This window comes from Pseudomonas sp. P4_C8, assembly GCF_056401975.1.
The window spans coordinates 1-15,718 of sequence record NZ_JBFUIH010000010.1; the positions used below are offsets into that span (position 1 = coordinate 1).

The 15,718-nt window shown below is 59.4% G+C and carries 14 protein-coding genes; 11 read left to right on the forward strand and 3 right to left on the reverse strand.

Annotation, left to right across the window (positions count from 1 at the left end; all coding sequences use genetic code 11):
- Positions 1–217: 217 nt before the first annotated feature.
- Positions 218–1,159, reverse strand: coding sequence for a class I SAM-dependent methyltransferase (locus AC1DWM_RS08420; protein WP_223515921.1), 942 nt, complete (start codon positions 1,157–1,159; stop codon positions 218–220).
- Between the two features lie 166 nt (positions 1,160–1,325).
- On the opposite strand from AC1DWM_RS08420, the gene AC1DWM_RS08425 reads away from it, so the two are divergent.
- The 7 genes from AC1DWM_RS08425 (at position 1,326) to AC1DWM_RS08455 (ending at position 7,833) form a co-directional block, all read left to right on the forward strand.
- Complete coding sequence (locus AC1DWM_RS08425; RefSeq protein ID WP_477794999.1) at positions 1,326–1,946, forward strand: cytochrome b/b6 domain-containing protein; 621 nt, start codon at positions 1,326–1,328, stop codon at positions 1,944–1,946.
- Positions 1,943–2,728 carry a molybdopterin-dependent oxidoreductase gene (locus AC1DWM_RS08430; protein ID WP_223515915.1) on the forward strand — a complete coding sequence of 262 codons (786 nt, stop codon included), beginning with the start codon at positions 1,943–1,945 and terminating at the stop codon, positions 2,726–2,728. The genes AC1DWM_RS08425 and AC1DWM_RS08430 overlap by 4 nt, the downstream gene beginning before the upstream one ends.
- Positions 2,729–2,774: 46 nt before the next feature.
- Positions 2,775–3,059 carry a pentapeptide MXKDX repeat protein gene (locus tag AC1DWM_RS08435; RefSeq protein WP_223515912.1) on the forward strand — a complete coding sequence of 95 codons (285 nt, stop codon included), beginning with the start codon at positions 2,775–2,777 and terminating at the stop codon, positions 3,057–3,059.
- 331 nt (positions 3,060–3,390) lie between these two features.
- A complete protein-coding gene (fae, locus tag AC1DWM_RS08440; RefSeq protein WP_008043405.1) occupies positions 3,391–3,903 on the forward strand; it encodes a formaldehyde-activating enzyme in 513 nt (170 codons plus the stop codon).
- A 10-nt stretch (positions 3,904–3,913) separates the two neighbouring features.
- The gene (locus AC1DWM_RS08445) at positions 3,914–4,948 is read left to right on the forward strand and encodes an aldo/keto reductase (protein ID WP_477795000.1); all 1,035 of its coding nucleotides are present in this window, start codon (positions 3,914–3,916) and stop codon (positions 4,946–4,948) included.
- A complete protein-coding gene (locus AC1DWM_RS08450; protein WP_477795001.1) occupies positions 4,945–6,378 on the forward strand; it encodes an NAD-dependent succinate-semialdehyde dehydrogenase in 1,434 nt (477 codons plus the stop codon). The genes AC1DWM_RS08445 and AC1DWM_RS08450 overlap by 4 nt, the downstream gene beginning before the upstream one ends.
- 90 nt (positions 6,379–6,468) lie before the next feature.
- A complete protein-coding gene (locus tag AC1DWM_RS08455) occupies positions 6,469–7,833 on the forward strand; it encodes an MFS transporter (RefSeq protein WP_477795002.1) in 1,365 nt (454 codons plus the stop codon).
- A gap of 124 nt (positions 7,834–7,957) precedes the next feature.
- On the opposite strand, the gene AC1DWM_RS08460 is transcribed toward AC1DWM_RS08455, so the two are convergent.
- Both AC1DWM_RS08460 and AC1DWM_RS08465 read right to left on the reverse strand, forming a co-directional pair.
- Positions 7,958–8,833 (reverse strand): LysR substrate-binding domain-containing protein, encoded by an 876-nt coding sequence (locus tag AC1DWM_RS08460; protein WP_477795003.1) that lies wholly within the window; start codon positions 8,831–8,833, stop codon positions 7,958–7,960.
- Positions 8,834–9,062: 229 nt separating this feature from the next.
- Complete coding sequence (locus AC1DWM_RS08465; protein ID WP_477795004.1) at positions 9,063–10,241, reverse strand: hypothetical protein; 1,179 nt, start codon at positions 10,239–10,241, stop codon at positions 9,063–9,065.
- A gap of 184 nt (positions 10,242–10,425) precedes the next feature.
- Here AC1DWM_RS08465 and AC1DWM_RS08470 point away from each other — a divergent pair, with 184 nt between their 5' ends.
- From AC1DWM_RS08470 to AC1DWM_RS08485, 4 genes are all read left to right on the forward strand, one after another.
- Entirely contained in the window at positions 10,426–11,358 is a 933-nt protein-coding gene (locus AC1DWM_RS08470; protein WP_223517013.1) for a LysR substrate-binding domain-containing protein, read from the forward strand.
- A 238-nt stretch (positions 11,359–11,596) separates the two neighbouring features.
- Positions 11,597–13,021: an aldehyde dehydrogenase gene (gene aldA / locus AC1DWM_RS08475; protein ID WP_223517019.1), complete on the forward strand. Its 1,425-nt coding sequence runs from the start codon at positions 11,597–11,599 to the stop codon at positions 13,019–13,021.
- An 84-nt stretch (positions 13,022–13,105) separates the two neighbouring features.
- Positions 13,106–14,428, forward strand: coding sequence for an MFS transporter (locus AC1DWM_RS08480; RefSeq protein WP_223517011.1), 1,323 nt, complete (start codon positions 13,106–13,108; stop codon positions 14,426–14,428).
- Between the two features lie 13 nt (positions 14,429–14,441).
- A complete protein-coding gene (locus tag AC1DWM_RS08485) occupies positions 14,442–15,659 on the forward strand; it encodes a mandelate racemase/muconate lactonizing enzyme family protein (protein ID WP_477795005.1) in 1,218 nt (405 codons plus the stop codon).
- The last annotated feature ends 59 nt before the right edge of the window (positions 15,660–15,718 follow it).

Consider the following 15,718-nt stretch of genomic DNA (forward strand, 5'->3'; position numbering starts at 1 on the left):
GCCCAGAGCGTCTTCGCCTGCGACCTGAAAGACCTGCTTGGCAAGATCGACCGCCACTGTCGTACAGGCCGACACATCGGTTGAAGACAGGGACTGTTTAAGCGTCGTATTCTTTTTCATGGACTCGCCCTCGCTGCCGTTGGCTTCTTAGACTGCCACCGTGGCGCATTGACGCCTCGGCGTGGGCGAGTCCATCCAATTACAGGTAGAGCAGAATTCAATCCCCCAGTTTGAACACTAGTGCCTTCAAGCCACACTCAATGTCCGCATCCGGAAACTCCGGCGGATTCTCCAGCCGCTGTTCAAAGCGCAGGCTCGGTGCCTCACGCATAACGCCGTCGATGAGGAAGTCAGACCCGAACGCCGGGTCGTTCATGCAGGCCAGCACCGTACCCTCAGGGCTGAGCAGTTCCGGCAACCGGCGTAACACACGCTGGTAGTCCTTGGTCAGCAAAAAACTGCCTTTCTGAAAGGACGGCGGGTCGATGATCACCAGGTCATAAGGCCCCTTGCCAATCACCTTGCCCCAGGATTTGAACAGGTCATGGCCGAGAAAACTGACCTGGCTCAAGTCGTGCCCGTTGAGTCGGTGATTATCGCGGCCACGACTCAGGGCCGGGCTGGACATGTCCAGATTGACCACGTGCTCGGCGCCACCCTCGATGGCGGCGACCGAGAAGCCGCAGGTGTAGGCAAACAGGTTCAACACGCGCTTGCCCTGGGCATTGGCCCGCACCCAGTCGCGGCCGTAACGCATGTCGAGAAACAGGCCGGTGTTCTGCTTGCGGCCCAGGTCCACGCGATAACGCAAGCCGCCCTCGGTGATGGTCATCTCATCGATCACCTCGCCCAGCAGCCATTCGGTGGTGCTTTGCAGCAGATAACGATGTTGCAGCAGCAAGGTATGTGCGCCGGATTGGGTCCACTCGTGTGACTGGGTGATCTGCATCAACAGTCGTTTCAAATCTTCCAGCTGCGACGCTTCCGGCTCTTTGAACAGCGCGACCAGCACTACACCCTGCAGCCAGTCGACGGTCAACTGCTCCAGCCCCGGCCAGCAGCGGCCACGGCCGTGGAACAAGCGGCGGGTTTCTGCGGGGGCCGTTGCCAGTGCCATCAGCAAATGGGTGTGGAGGGTGGCGAGCGCGTCTGGGTTCATCGGGCAGGGTCGGCAATTTGAGGGGGCGGCATTTTAACCACAATTGCGGGGCAAGGCGCGTTGCAACGTGTCGAGAGTTATCACGTTTAATTTAACTTTACGTGAGGATTTGGCGATCTGTCCGCTCACATACTCGGCCCCATCGATCAACTGCCGGGAGCCAGACATGTCGCAGCTATCTGCTTCACCCCGCGTCAGCAGCCATCCGCGCTGGCTACGGCTGACCCATTGGCTGAACGCCCTGGCGGTGCTGGTCATGGTCACCAGCGGTTGGCGAATCTACAACGCATCGCCGATTTACGATTTCAGCTTTCCCAAGTCGATCACGCTCGGTGGCTGGCTGGGGGGCGCACTGCAATGGCACTTCGCGGCGATGTGGTTTCTCGCTATCAATGGCTTGATTTATCTGGCCTTCAACCTGTTCAGCGGTCGTCTGAAACGCCGTTTCTTTCCCGTTTCGCCCAAAGGTGTCTTGCATGACCTGTGGGCAGCGTTGCGAGGACGGTTGGGGCATGCCGACCTGAGTCATTACAACCAGGTGCAACGGCTGGCGTACCTGTTCGTGATGGTCGACATCACGCTACTGGTGGTTTCCGGGCTGGTGCTGTGGAAGTCCGTCCAGTTCCCGCTGCTGCGCGAGTTAATGGCGGGTTACGAAGGCGCGCGACGGGTGCATTTCTTCGCGATGTCTTTGTTGGTGGCCTTCGTTGCGGTGCATCTGGTGATGGTCGCGCTGGTTCCCAAAACGTTGTGGGCCATGATCGTCGGTCGCAAGGAGCAGGTATGAAAAAGCGCATCGAAAGTACCGGGCTGGACAAGTCATCGATCCTGACAGACGCCCGGAAAATCCTTGCCCCGCAGATCACCGACCGCTCGCGTCGCTCGTTCCTGCTGCGTGGCCTGACCCTCGGCGGTGTGGCGATGTTGTCCGGCTGCAACATCACCGACAACGAAAGCGTCGACACCGCGCTGTCCGCCATGTCCCGCTTCAACGACCGGGTGCAGGGCTGGCTGTTCAACCCCAACGCCATGGCACCGACCTATCCCGAGTCGATGATCACCCGGCCATTCCCTTTCAACGCCTACTACGGCATTGACGAGGCGCCGACAGTGGAAGAGGAGAGCTACCGACTGGAAGTCACCGGCCTGGTCGCGGACAAGCGCAGTTGGCGGCTCGAAGAACTGCGCGCCATGGCGCAGACCGAACAGATTACCCGGCACATTTGCGTCGAAGGCTGGAGCGCGATCGGCCGTTGGGGTGGCGTGCGGTTCAGTGATTTCCTCAAGCGCGTTGGCGCCGACACCGATGCCAAATATGTCGGTTTCAAATGCGCGGACGACTACTACACCAGCATCGACATGGCCACCGCGCTGCATGCGCAAACCTTGCTGACGCTGACCTACGACGGCGCGGTGCTGCCGCGCCAGTACGGCTTCCCCATGAAACTGCGCATGCCCACCAAGCTTGGCTACAAGAATCCCAAACACATTCAGGCGATTTTCGTCAGCAACACCTACAGCGGTGGCTTCTGGGAAGACCAGGGCTACAACTGGTTCGGTGGCAGCTGACACGCAACTTCACTTGTCCGCAACCTGAGCTTCAAGGAGTTTCATCATGAAAAAGTTAGCCACCACCGTACTGTCCATGTGCATCGCACTGGGCGCCGCAAGCGTGTTTGCCGCCGATACCACGAGCAGCGACAGCATGAGCAAGGACTCGATGTCCAAGGATGCCATGTCCAAAGACGCGACGATGAAGAAGGACTCCATGGCCCAAGACACGATGAAGAAAGACAGCATGTCCAAGGATGCAATGTCCAAGGACGCCATGAAAAAAGATGCCATGTCCAAGGACAGCATGAGCAAAGACGCCATGAAGAAGGACGCCGCGTCGCAGTAATCCAATACGACTCAATCCCTGTGGGAGCGAACCTGCTCCCACAGTTCTTGCAGCTTCACAGTTCCCACATTCCCATAGCTGTGTGCAGGGTATGACTTGAAGTCATGCCCTCATGACTTTTAATGGTTACAGCCCCGCAAACCCCCAGTGTTAAAAAATCGCAAACCAGCTCATCAACAACAAAAAAGAGCGTTTGCAACCATGACTCATCATCACTGCCGCGTCTTCGCCAGCGACCTGCTGCGCTCTTCGAACCCCGACATTTGCCACGCCAGGCCCGCTGCCTGCGTGCGCTTCTGATCAACCCAAACTCCCTGAAGAGTAACGACTCATGAAAGAACTCGACCTGTACATCGGTGAAGGTTTCGAAGGCCCGGGCGTAAATGCCGCGCACATCAATATTCTGATCGGCCCGCGCAACGGTCCGGCCGGCCAGGCGTTTGCCAACAGCCTGGCGTCCCCAAGCCAGGGGCACTGCCCATTCATGGTGATCGCCCAGCCAAACATTCCGGTCAAGCCAATGACCCTTTATGTCAACAAAGCGGCGATCAGCAGCGACCTGCACGGCAACGCCACCTGGGGCGCGTCCCAGGCCGGTATCGCCAAGGCCGTGCTTGAAGCGCTGCTGGACGGCACCTTGCCGCCGGAAGCCGAAGACGAATGGGCCATCGTCACCGCCAACTGGGTCAACCCGGCCTGCGATGACCTCGATGCGGTCTACCTGAACAACTACAACGCCTGCCGCACGGCGATTCGTGCCGCGCTGACCGGCAAGCCGGAAACCGCGCAACTGGCGGATGTGGTCAATCACATCAGCAACCCTTTCTACACGCCAAAAGCCTGAGGTCCGCGCCATGCAATACATTCGTTTGGGCAACTCCGGCCTGCAAGTCTCCCGCCTGTGCCTTGGCACAATGAACATGGGCACCCCGGACTGGAAGCCGTGGATCTTCGATGAGAAGAAAAGCGAGCCGATCGTCGCGCACGCGCTGGACAACGGCGTCAACTTCATCGACCTGGCGGACTTCTATTCCGCCGGTGTCGGCGAAGAAGTGGTGGGGCGCATCGTCAAGCGCCTGGTCCGTCGCGAAGACCTGGTGATCACCACCAAAGTCGGTTACGGCACCCGCATCGGGATCAACGCCAGCGGCCATTCGCGCAAGCACATCATGGACAGCATCGACGCCTCGCTGAAGCGCCTTAACATGGACTACGTCGATGTGTTCATGCTGCATTACTTCGATGTGAACACGCCGGTCGAAGAAACCATGAGCGCGATGAACGACATCGTGCGCTCCGGCAAAGCGCGCTACATCGGCGTCTCGACCATGCTCACCGGGCAATTGGCGAAGATTCTCATGGCTTGCGAGCGCAACGGTTGGGTCAAGCCGATCAACATGCAGCTGCAATTGAACTGCGCCTACCGCGAAGAAGAGCGCGAGATGATCCCGTTCTGTCGTGATCAAGGCCTGGGCGTCTCGGTGTTCAGCCCGCTGGCCCGCGGATTGTTGACCGGCGATGTGCAGTCGACGCGCAACCAGACCGATTTTTTTACTCAGCAGATGTACAGCGACGAAGCCTCGTTCGAAATCGCTCATTCGGTGCAACGCGTGGCCCGCGCCCGTGGCGTTTCGAATGCGCAAATCGCCCAGGCTTGGGTGGCCAACCATCCGGGTGTGGATTGCATGTTGGTGGGCGCAGACACCACCGAGCAATTCGACAGTGCGCTGGCCGCGCTGGACACCCAGCTCGACGCTGAAGAACTGCACGAGCTGGAACGCAATTACACCCCGTGCGACGTGATCAACGATTACACCGCCGGCAAACGAATTTTGCGTTCGGCACGTCCGGGTCTGGAACGCTTCACCCTCACCGAGGCTGTCGCATGAGCGCGCTGATCCGCACTGGCAATTTCATCGACGGTCAATGGTCGTCCGGTGGTCCGAGCTACTCGGTATTCAACCCGGCCAACGGCGAGTTGATCACCGAAGTACAAAAGGCCGGAGCCCAAGAGACCCGCCTGGCCATTGACGCCGCCAACCGAGCGTTACCGGCGTGGCGCAAGCTCACCGCCAAGGAACGCAGCCAGAAGCTCAAGCGCTGGAGCGAGTTGATGCTGAGCAACCAGAAGGATCTGGCGACCCTGCTCAGCCGCGAACAAGGCAAGCCGTTGGCCGAAGCCATGGGTGAGGTGGTCTATGCCGCGAGTTTTCTGGAGTGGTTTGCTGAAGAAGCCAAGCGCGCTTACGGCGACGTGATTCCGAGCCACAAGGCTGATGCACGGATCATCGTGGTCAAGGAAGCCATTGGCGTGGTCGCCGCGATCACCCCGTGGAATTTCCCTTTGGCCATGGTCACGCGCAAGGTCGGCCCGGCATTGGCCGCCGGTTGCACGATGATCCTCAAGCCTTCGGAAGAAACGCCGCTGTCGGCCTTTGCACTGGCGGTGTTGGCAGAGCAGGCCGGTATTCCGGCGGGTGTGTTCAACATTGTGTCTGGCGATGCGGTCGCGATTGGTGGTGCGCTGCAAGCGTCCAGCATTGTGCGCAAACTGTCGTTCACCGGCTCCACGCGCACTGGCAAATTGCTGATGCGCCAGGCGGCGGACACGCTGAAAAAGGTCTCGCTGGAACTGGGTGGCAACGCGCCGTTCATTGTCTTCGACGACGCTGATCTGGACGCTGCGGTCAAAGGCGCGATGGCCTCGAAGTTCCGCAACACCGGGCAGACCTGCGTCTGTGTTAACCGTTTCTTCATTCAGGACGGCGTCTACGAAGCCTTCACCGGCAAACTCGCGGAAGCCGTTGCGGCGATGCGCGTGGGCAGTGCGCTGGACGGCGAAACCGAGCAAGGCCCATTGATCAACGCAGCGGCGCTGGCCAAGGTCGAACTGCACGTCGACGATGCGCTGGAGAAGGGCGCCAAGCTGTTGTGCGGTGGTCGTCGTCATGCGCTCGGCGGTACGTTTTACCAGCCGACCATCCTCGCCGAAGCCAGCAGCGAAATGCTGATCGCGCAGGAAGAAACCTTCGGCCCGGTGGCAGCCTGCTTCCGTTTCAAGGACGAAGCCGAAGTGCTGCAAAAGGCCAACGACACGCCGTTTGGTTTGTCGGCTTACTTCTACAGCCGCGACATCGGTCGCGTATGGCGCATGGCCGAAGGCCTGGAAGCGGGCATGGTCGGCATCAACGAAGGGATCATTTCCACGGAAGTGGCGCCGTTCGGCGGCATCAAGGAATCGGGCCTCGGTCGCGAGGGTTCGAAGTACGGTCTGGATGACTATCTGGAAATCAAATACTTGTTGATGGGTGGTCTGTAACCTCCCAAAAACCCTGTGGGAGCCAGCTCGCTCCCACAGTTGAAACGATTGATTTCATTTCTCCGTCAATAACAACAATTGGAGAGTTATATGTCCGTTAAATCGGTACATATCGATGACCTGCCCATTGGTCGATTTCATATCAAGATCGCCGGGCTGACCTTCGGTGCCCACTTCACCGATGGCTATATCCTGGGCCTGATCGGTATCGCCTTGACGCTGCTCAATCCGCAAATGCAGCTCGATGCGTTCTGGCAGGGCCTGATCGGTGCATCGGCACTGATCGGCCTGTTCCTGGGGAGTCTGTTTTTTGGCTGGTTTTCCGATCGCGTTGGTCGACAGAAAATTTTCCTGGTCAGTTTCCTGCTGATCGCTGTGGCGTCGGTCATGCAGTTTTATGTCGAAACGGCCATTGGCCTGGTGCTGTGTCGGATCCTGATCGGTATCGGCCTGGGCGGCGACTATAGCGTTGGACATGCCATGTTGGCCGAGTTTGCGCCGAGAAAGCACCGTGGGATATTGCTCGGCTCGTTCAGTGTCGTCTGGACTTGCGGCTATGTTGCCGCGACCTTCATCGGGACGGCGATGCTCAGCCTGGGCGACGATGCCTGGCGCTGGATGCTGGCATCCTCGGCGATCCCGGCGGTGGTGATTTTGATTGCCCGCATTGGCACGCCGGAATCGCCGCGCTGGCTGGTCAATCAGGGCCGTATCGCCGAGGCGCGAGCAGTCGTCAAAAAATTCCTGGGTGATAATGTCGAACTCGACGAAACCCGCTCCACCGAAACCCGCTCCGGTTATGCCGTGCTGTTCAGCCGTGAATATCGCAAGCGCACGGCGTTCAACTGCCTGTTCTTCGTCTGCATCGTCATGCCGTATTTTGCGATTTACACCTTCCTGCCGACGATTCTGCAGAAAATGGGACTGGCCGAAGGCTTCGGCACTGAGATGATGCTCAACCTGCTGTTGATTCTCGGCGCACTGATCGGCATTTGGTGCACGGTAAAGTTTTCCCGTCGCGGCTTCCTGATCAACTCGTTCATCATTCTGGCGGTGGCGTTGTTCCTGCTGGCGGTGTTGCCGAGCAGTGCGGCCTGGCTGATGGTGTTGGTGTTTGGGGTGTTCACCTTGGTGCTGTCGGCGGTGAGCAATCTGGTGGGGGTGTTCCCGGCCGAGAGCTTCCCGACGGAAGTGCGCGCCAGCGGTATCGGCCTGGCCACGGCGGTCAGCCGTCTGGGTTCGGCGGTAAGTACCTTTCTACTGCCGCTGAGCGTGGCCGGGATCGGCATGAGTCCGACAATGGCCATTCTGGCCGGGGTTCTCGCGTTCGGGGCCTTGATTTCCTGGGCGTGGGCTCCTGAGACCAAATCCCTGACCCTGAGCCAGGCAGGCAAGGCGCAGAGCCCGGTGGAGGGTGGTGCAGCGGCGGTGGTGAAAGTGGCTGCGCAGATCTAAGGACCTGATAAAGATCCAAATGTGGGAGTGAGCCTGCTCGCGATGACGGAGTGTCAGTCGACATCAATATTGACTGATCCGCCGCCATCGCGAGCAGGCTCGCTCCCACAGTGGTATGGGGGGCTCAGGGATTACTGACCAACCCCAACCAATCCGTAAACAACCGCACCTTCGACAACCCCTGTTTGTCATTCGCCACATCCAGCCAATAGCCATACGGCCCGATCACTTCCACCGGGGTAATCGGCAGCAGGCTGCCATTGGCCAACTCTTTCTCGATCATCTGCCGATCAATCACCGCCAGCCCACCACCGGCGAGCGCGGTGTGAATCACCTGATCCAGCGTGCTGAATTCCAGTCCTTGCTCCGCATCGACATCGTCCCGTCCCGTCGCTGCCAGCCAGTTTTCCCAGACCTTCAAGCGTTTGCCATCGTGCAGGATGTGCAGCAAAGGAAACTTCCGCAGATCCGGCGGTTGCCCCTCGCTAAACAACTCCGGACTGGCCACGGCGATGTGCCGCTCCATCACCAGCAATTGACTGCTGCAATGGCTGGCGGCTTCGAGACCGAAGCGGATGTGGCAATCGATCTCGGCGAGGCTGTCGTGGCCGGCCTGGTTGGTCACGCTCAGGCTGATGTCAGGATAGCGCTGGCAGAACACGCGCAAATGCGCGGACAACCAGCGTGTCGCCCAGGTCGGCGGCGCGAGGATTCTCAGGCGCTGGCGCAGGTTGGGCACGCGCACGGCTTGCAGGGCACGTTCAATGTGGTCAAAGGCTTGCGCCAGGTGCGGGGAGAGGGCGATGCCGGATTCGGTCAGCGACAAGCCCTGGGGCGTGCGCACGAACAGCGCGACACCAAGGTAGTCTTCCAGTTGCTTGATCTGTCGACTGACCGCCCCTTGAGTGACGTTCAGGGCCAGCGCCGCCTGGCTGAAACTGCGATGGCGCGCGACCTCTTCGAAGACGCGCAGCATATTGAGCGAGGGCAGTTGACGCATCGAAGGAGGGCTCCGTACCGGTCTCCGGTGTTGCGTCGGGCCGGGCTATTGTTTTTATCGGTATGGTTATGAGTACCTATCTGACTATTGGCAACGGGCTGATGCAAGTGTTGTCTGCACTGACGCCTTCGCGGGCAAGCCCGCTCCTACAGGTTTAGTGTGCGCCGCAAATCACTGTAGGAGCGGGCTTGCCCGCGAAGGCGTCCTCAAAGACGCTAAAAATGCTGGATCAGAAGTAATACCCGACGTTCATATACACCTGATTCTCCCACTGATCACTCCCGCCAGCCCCCAGACTCTGGGTATAGCTGCTACCCCCAATGTACGGATCGTTTTTGCCAAACAACCATTCCGTAGCGACCCACAATTTGCTCACTGAAAACGAGCTGCCCACGATCATCCGTTCAGAGGTCTTGAACCCGCTTTCGGATTTGTCGAAGGCGCTGTAGTTGGCGTACACCTTGACCCCGCTGACCTGATCGAACAGGTATTTGCCGGTCACGTCGTAACTGAGATCTGCCACGTACAGGTTGCCGCGACTGGCGACGTTGTACGTGCCGTCATAACCGCCGAAAGTGACCAGTTCATCGGTGCCAGGGTTGCGCGGCGACATCTCTTGTCGCGCGGCCTGCAACTGCACGCCCCATGGGCCGTTTTTGCCCATGTAATGCACGGCTGCGGCATTACGCCGGCCGTTGTCATCGGTGTCCTGGTTTTGAAGGGATGACGTCAGGCCGGAGAGGCCAATTTCCGATTTCCACGGTCCCAGATCCAGGGCTTTGGCCACCCGTAGCGCTACGGCGTGGCGTTCCTGGTTGTTGCTGCCGTCGGTGACGTAACTGTCGGCTTCGGAGACAACGCTGGAGTAGGTGGCGCCGTTGCTGGTGCCTTTGCCTTGCCACGCCGGGCGCAGGTAGTAACCGGTCTGGATGTTCCAGTCGCCGATTTGCTGGATGTACTTGGTGCCGACTTCTGACAGGTCTTCCACACCGATGACGTTGCCCAGGGTTTCGAAGAAGGTGCTGCCAAAATACGGCTGCAAACCGAAAGGCACCTGGTTCAGGCCGACCTGGACCTGTTGGTCCGGGTTGAACTTGTAGCCGATCCACGCCGTCTCGGCGAATTGGACGTCACCGACTTTATCGGTGTACTGATACGGGTAGGCTCGACCGTAAAAACGGTACTTGGCCGCGCCGATCCAGGTGTCGGAGTTGTACTTGGCCGAGAGGAAGGCCGTGTCGAAATTTAGTTTCTGAATGTCACGGTCGGGGTCATAGTCCCAGCGCACACGAACCGCGCCGCCGAGGTCGAGGTTGTCGGTCACTTGCACGGCCATGGCAGGGGCCGCAAAGGTGCAGAGCAGAGCGATGTGCAACGGACTAAGGCGCAGAGAAGCAGGGAAGGGCATGGGCAACTCTCGGTTATTTTTATATGAGATGCCGGCCAGTCTTGCGATCAATGGTGTGTTGAACAAACGATAAAAAATGTGCAGAAACCTTCCTCAGATGCATGTTACTGAGAAAATCCTGTAGGACAATTTCTGGCGGTCGTGGGATGCTTGGCCGATCAGATACCGCTTTCGAGTGCTTTACATGAAACGCAAAATGCCCGGTCTTAATGCCCTCAAGGCGTTTGAAGTGGCCGGCAGCACCGGTAGTTTTACCCGCGCCGCCGAGTTGTTGAACGTGACCCAGAGCGCGGTCAGTCGCCAGGTGCGTCAGCTGGAAGAACAGCTCGGTGAGAGCCTGCTGGAGCGCCGCCACCATCACCTGGAACTGACCAGCGCCGGGAAAGTGTTGTTGCGGGCGCTGCATCAATCCTTTGACAAGATCGAGCTGACGGTGCGCAGCATCCAACAGAAAACCCATTCCAATCGCCTGCACATCAACGCACCGCCGACCTTTACCAATCGCTGGCTGATGCCGCGCCTGGGGCGCTTGCGGGAAAAACATCCTGAGTTGGAGTTGAGCATTACCACGCGTTTGCAGGATAGCCTGGCGGAAACCAGCACCCTCGATTGTGCGATCCGTTTCGGCGATGGCGAATGGGATGGCCTGAACAGCTCGATGCTGATCCAGGAGCGGCACATCGCCGTGTGCTCCCCGACCTTGTATGCGCGGGAGTGGAGCGAGCAGGGCATTGACCTCAATCGCCTGACATTGCTGCATGTGCTGGCCCGTGAAGACCAGCGCTACCTGACCTGGAAACATTGGCTGGACGCCGCACGCATCACCGGGGTCGACACCCAGGGCGGCTATGAATTCGACTTGCTGGACCTGGCGATTCGCGCGGCCATCGACGGCCTGGGCATTACCATCGCCGACTGGCACATGGTCGCCCCGGAACTGGCCAGCGGGCAGTTGACTCAGGTGCTCAACGTGCACGTGGATGGGCACCAGTCCTACTGGCTGGTGACCCGGCCGGAGCAGACCCTGATGCCGCAATTGCAGGTGTTCAGTCAGTGGTTGCAGGAAGAAATCTGGTTGGCACAAAGACAACTCGAACCCTCAACCGCCGCCCTCTAATCCACACAGATCCCCTGTAGGAGTGAGACCGGCTTGCCGGCGATAGCGTAGTGTCAGGCGATGAAGTTGTCGGCTGATACACCGCTATCGCGAGCAGGCTCACTCCTACAGTAAATCCCATTGCTTTGGGGGTAACCTGCATTTTTCGAATGTTTGCCCGCTCAATAAATCGTTTGTTCAACTCGCTCGGGATGCCAAGACTGGTCGAACTGGATAAAAACAACGATGGGCGATGCACATGCGACTCGAGCGAAATTTTGTTAACGGCCAATTCATCGAACCTGCCAGCGACGCGCTGATCGCAGTCTATAATCCTGCGACCGAAGCACTGGTTGGCCACGTCTCGGCGGCCACTGCTGTGGAGGCGGTCAATGCGGTCGAAGCCGCTGCCGCCGCGCAAAAGGTCTGGGGCAAACTCACCAGCATCGAGCGCGCCGAACACCTGCGCTCCTTCGCCGATGCCCTGGATGCCTGCGCTGAAAACATCGGTGCTGCCCTGGCCGCCGAATCCGGCAAAAGCGTTGCCGATGCCAGCAACGAAGCCCGTTACGCCGCGCAGATCACCCGTTATCACGCCGAGTGGGCACGCCGCATTGAAGGCGAGATCATTCCCAGCGACTCCCCGAACGAAAACCTGTTTCTGCACCGCGAGGCAATTGGTGTGGTTGCCTGCCTGATTCCGTTCAACTACCCGGTCTATACACTGCTGCGCAAAATCGCCCCGGCGCTGATTGCCGGCAACACCGTGGTGGTGCGCCCAAGCAACAACACACCGACCTCGGCGTTTGAAATCGCCAAGGCCGTGCAGCAATCCGGATTGCCGGCCGGGGTGGTGAACATCCTGACCATGGACCACGCGACTGCCGCCGCCGTTTGCACTCATAAGGCGGTCGGCCTGATCACCCTGACCGGCAGCGTCAACGCCGGGCGCATCGTGCTCGATTACTGCAAGGCCAACATTGCCAAGCCATCGCTCGAGCTGGGCGGCAAAACCCCGGCGATCATCGAAGCGGATGCCGATCTTGAAGCGGCCGCTAGCGCCATCGTCGCCTCGAAGACCACCCACTGCGGTCAGTTGTGCACGGCCGTGGAGCGGGTCTACGTGCAGGAAAGTGTCTACGACCAATTCCTCGCGCTGCTGAAATCGAAAATCAGCGCCGTGAAGTTTGGCGACCGCGCCACCGACGCCAGCCAGATGGGGCCGTTGGTCAACGCCAGTTCGCAACAGAACATTCACGCCATGGTCGAACGCGCCATCGCGGACGGCGCGGTCCTGGAAACCGGTGGTTTTATCCCACAAGGCAAAGGTCATTTCTACCCGCCGACCCTGCTCAGCGGCTGCCGTCAGGACATGGAAATCATCCAGGAAGAGATCTTCGGCCCGGTGTTGCCGGTGCTCAAGTACGGCGACATCGACGAAGCCCTGGCAATGGCCAACGACCATCAGTTCGGCCTGTCCTCGGTGCTGTACACCGAGAACTACCGCACCACGATGAAAGTCGCCAACGCCATTGAAGCCGGCGAGCTGTACGTCAATCGCACCCCGGCCGACCCGTATCAGGGCTTCCACGCCGGCTGGAAACGTTCAGGGCTGGGCGGCGATGACGGCAAGCACGGCATGCTCGAATTCACCCAGACCCGTCTCGTGGTCATGAAGTACTGATCCACCAGGCACACGCTTCACGCAGCACCCATAAAAACAATTAACAGGGCTGCCCGGACCACCGGGCAGCCAGAGGTCACCTAGATGTCCAAGCATGCATCCACTGCTGCCGCTGTTCAGGGTTCGAACGCGGGTTCAATAAGCCACAGTGACAAGGGAAGTCGCTATTTCCAATTGATGCTATTGGTACTGGCCGCCGGTGCGATCTACCCGATCCTGTACCTGCGTCAGGTCTACCAGACCACCATGCTCGACGTGTTCCAGATCAGCCACAGCGAGCTGGGTTATCTGTACTCGATGCTCGGTACGATTTTCCTCCTCAGCTACTTGCCTAGCGGCTGGCTGGCTGACCGCATCGCCCCACGCTTTTTGATTTTCTTCTCGCTGGTCGCCACCGGTGCCTTGGGCCTGTGGTACTCCACCGCGCCGTCGATGACCGGGTTGATGATCATCTTCGGTTGCTGGGGCCTGACCACCGGCCTGACGTTCTGGGCTTCGGTACTCAAGCGCGTAAAAATGATTGCGCATCACACTGAACAGGGTCGGTTCTTTGGCATCCTCGATGGCGGTCGCGGCCTGGTCGAAGCGTTGCTGGCCACTGTCGCACTGGCCCTGTTTGCCTTCGCCACCGAAACTCGTGGCGAGTCGGCGGCAGAGGGCTTCAAACACGTCGTCTATCTCTATGCCTTTACTTGCATCGCCATCGGTTGCGTGCTGGTGTTGATCAAAGACCCAAAGTCGATGGACGACACCGCGCCGGTGGAGAAGGGCAAGTACAACCTGCTCAGCGACCTGGCCACCCTGGTGAAAATCCCTGAGTTGTGGCTGGTGACGGCCATCGTGTTCTGCGGTTATCACATCTTCTGGGCCACCTACAGCTTCTCCGATTACCTGCAAGGCGGCGGCATGACCGCGGTCATGGCGGGCACCATCACCACCCTAAAATTGTGGATGCGCCCGATTGGCGGGATCGGCGGTGGTTGGCTCGGTGACAAGTTTTCGAACATCTCGGTGCTGATCGTGGCGCTGTTCTGCGCGACGTTGGCGATGGTCGGCCTGGTCGTGTTCCCGGCGCTCAACAGCATGGGCCTGCTGATCGGCACGGTGATTTTCATCGGCCTGATGACCTACGCCATTCGTGGTTTGTACTGGGCGATCCTCGACACCTGCAACATTCCGCTGCGCATCACCGGCCTGGCCATTGGCATTGTCTCGGTGGTCGGTTACCTGCCGGACGCGTTCATTCCCTTGATCAACGGCTACCTCACTGAGCATTACCCGGGTGCCTTTGGTTACAAGCTGTATTTCAGCTACATCGCATTCGTCGGCCTGCTCGGGACCTTCGCGGCCCTGACCTTGCGCGCTCGTATCAATCGTAAATCTTTGAACAAGACTTCTTTGAAATAAGCAGGTGTCTGTGATGAAAATCGTCGCCTTAGAAACCCATATCGTCGCCGTTCCGCCACCGCACATCGGCGGCATGTATTGGTTGTTCGTCAAAATCAAAACCGATTGCGGCATCGAAGGTGTGGGCGAAATCTACGCCGCGACCTTCGGCCCCAAAGCCATGTTGCCGATCATCGAAGACGTGTTCGAACGCTACCTGCTCAACCAGGACCCGCACCACATCGAACGCTTCTTCCGCCAGGCCTATTCGAGCGGTTTCACCCAGCGTCCGGACCTGACCATGATGGGTGTGGTCAGCGGTCTGGAAATGGCCTGCTGGGACATCATCGGCAAAGCGGCGAACAAGCCGGTGTATGAACTGCTGGGCGGCAAGGTCCACGAACGCCTGCGTTCCTACACCTATCTCTATCCGGTGAACAGCAAGGGCGAGTACGACTACGACGACCCGGACCTGGCGGCCGAGTGCGCCATCGAGAACATGAACAAAGGCTTCACCGCCGTGAAGTTCGACCCGGCCGGGCCGTATACCGCGTACTCCGGGCACCAGATCTCCCTGGAAGTGCTTGAGCGCTGCGAAACCTTCTGCCGCAAGATCCGCGAAGCGGTGGGCGACAAATGTGACCTGCTGTTCGGCACCCACGGGCAAATGGTCCCGTCCTCGGCGATTCGCCTGGCCAAGCGCCTGGAGAAGTACGACCCGCTGTGGTTCGAAGAACCGGTGCCGCCGGGGCAGGAAGACGCCATGGCGCAGGTCGCGGCCAAGACCTCGATTCCGATTGCCACGGGCGAGCGACTGACCACCAAGTACGAATTCTTCAAGCTGTTGCAGGCCGGTGGCGCGTCGATTTTGCAGATGAACGTCGCCCGCTGCGGTGGTCTGCTGGAAGCGAAAAAGATCGCCAGCATGGCCGAAGCCTATTACGCGCAGATCGCCCCGCACCTCTACAACGGGCCGATTGGTGCGGCCGCGAGTTTCCAGTTGGCGACCTGCACGCCGAACTTCCTGATCCAGGAAAGCATCATGACCTGGGGCGGGTTCCATGCCGAAGTCCTGACCAAGCCGCTGCAATGGGAGGACGGCTACATCATCCCGTCCACCGAGCCGGGCCTGGGCGTGGAGCTGGACATGGACGTGGTGCGCAAGCATTCGCCGTACACCGGCGAGCGCCTGCACCTGCAAATGGCGCCGACCCCGGCGGACGTCAAAGACACATCGCCAGCCAGAGGCTGACAGGCCTGACGCGGTTCCTGTGGGAGCCAGCCTGCTGGCGATAGCGGTGGATCAGTCGA

Excerpts from the sequence above, each read along its gene's own strand:
- AC1DWM_RS08420 (WP_223515921.1), bottom strand. The coding sequence starts at position 1,159 with ATGAACCCAGACGCGCTCGCCACCCTCCACACCCATTTGCTGATGGCA.
- AC1DWM_RS08425 (WP_477794999.1), top strand. The coding sequence starts at position 1,326 with ATGTCGCAGCTATCTGCTTCACCCCGCGTCAGCAGCCATCCGCGCTGG.
- AC1DWM_RS08430 (WP_223515915.1), top strand. The coding sequence starts at position 1,943 with ATGAAAAAGCGCATCGAAAGTACCGGGCTGGACAAGTCATCGATCCTG.
- AC1DWM_RS08435 (WP_223515912.1), top strand. The coding sequence starts at position 2,775 with ATGAAAAAGTTAGCCACCACCGTACTGTCCATGTGCATCGCACTGGGC.
- fae (WP_008043405.1), top strand. The coding sequence starts at position 3,391 with ATGAAAGAACTCGACCTGTACATCGGTGAAGGTTTCGAAGGCCCGGGC.
- AC1DWM_RS08445 (WP_477795000.1), top strand. The coding sequence starts at position 3,914 with ATGCAATACATTCGTTTGGGCAACTCCGGCCTGCAAGTCTCCCGCCTG.
- AC1DWM_RS08450 (WP_477795001.1), top strand. The coding sequence starts at position 4,945 with ATGAGCGCGCTGATCCGCACTGGCAATTTCATCGACGGTCAATGGTCG.
- AC1DWM_RS08455 (WP_477795002.1), top strand. The coding sequence starts at position 6,469 with ATGTCCGTTAAATCGGTACATATCGATGACCTGCCCATTGGTCGATTT.
- AC1DWM_RS08460 (WP_477795003.1), bottom strand. The coding sequence starts at position 8,833 with ATGCGTCAACTGCCCTCGCTCAATATGCTGCGCGTCTTCGAAGAGGTC.
- AC1DWM_RS08465 (WP_477795004.1), bottom strand. The coding sequence starts at position 10,241 with ATGCCCTTCCCTGCTTCTCTGCGCCTTAGTCCGTTGCACATCGCTCTG.
- AC1DWM_RS08470 (WP_223517013.1), top strand. The coding sequence starts at position 10,426 with ATGAAACGCAAAATGCCCGGTCTTAATGCCCTCAAGGCGTTTGAAGTG.
- aldA (WP_223517019.1), top strand. The coding sequence starts at position 11,597 with ATGCGACTCGAGCGAAATTTTGTTAACGGCCAATTCATCGAACCTGCC.
- AC1DWM_RS08480 (WP_223517011.1), top strand. The coding sequence starts at position 13,106 with ATGTCCAAGCATGCATCCACTGCTGCCGCTGTTCAGGGTTCGAACGCG.
- AC1DWM_RS08485 (WP_477795005.1), top strand. The coding sequence starts at position 14,442 with ATGAAAATCGTCGCCTTAGAAACCCATATCGTCGCCGTTCCGCCACCG.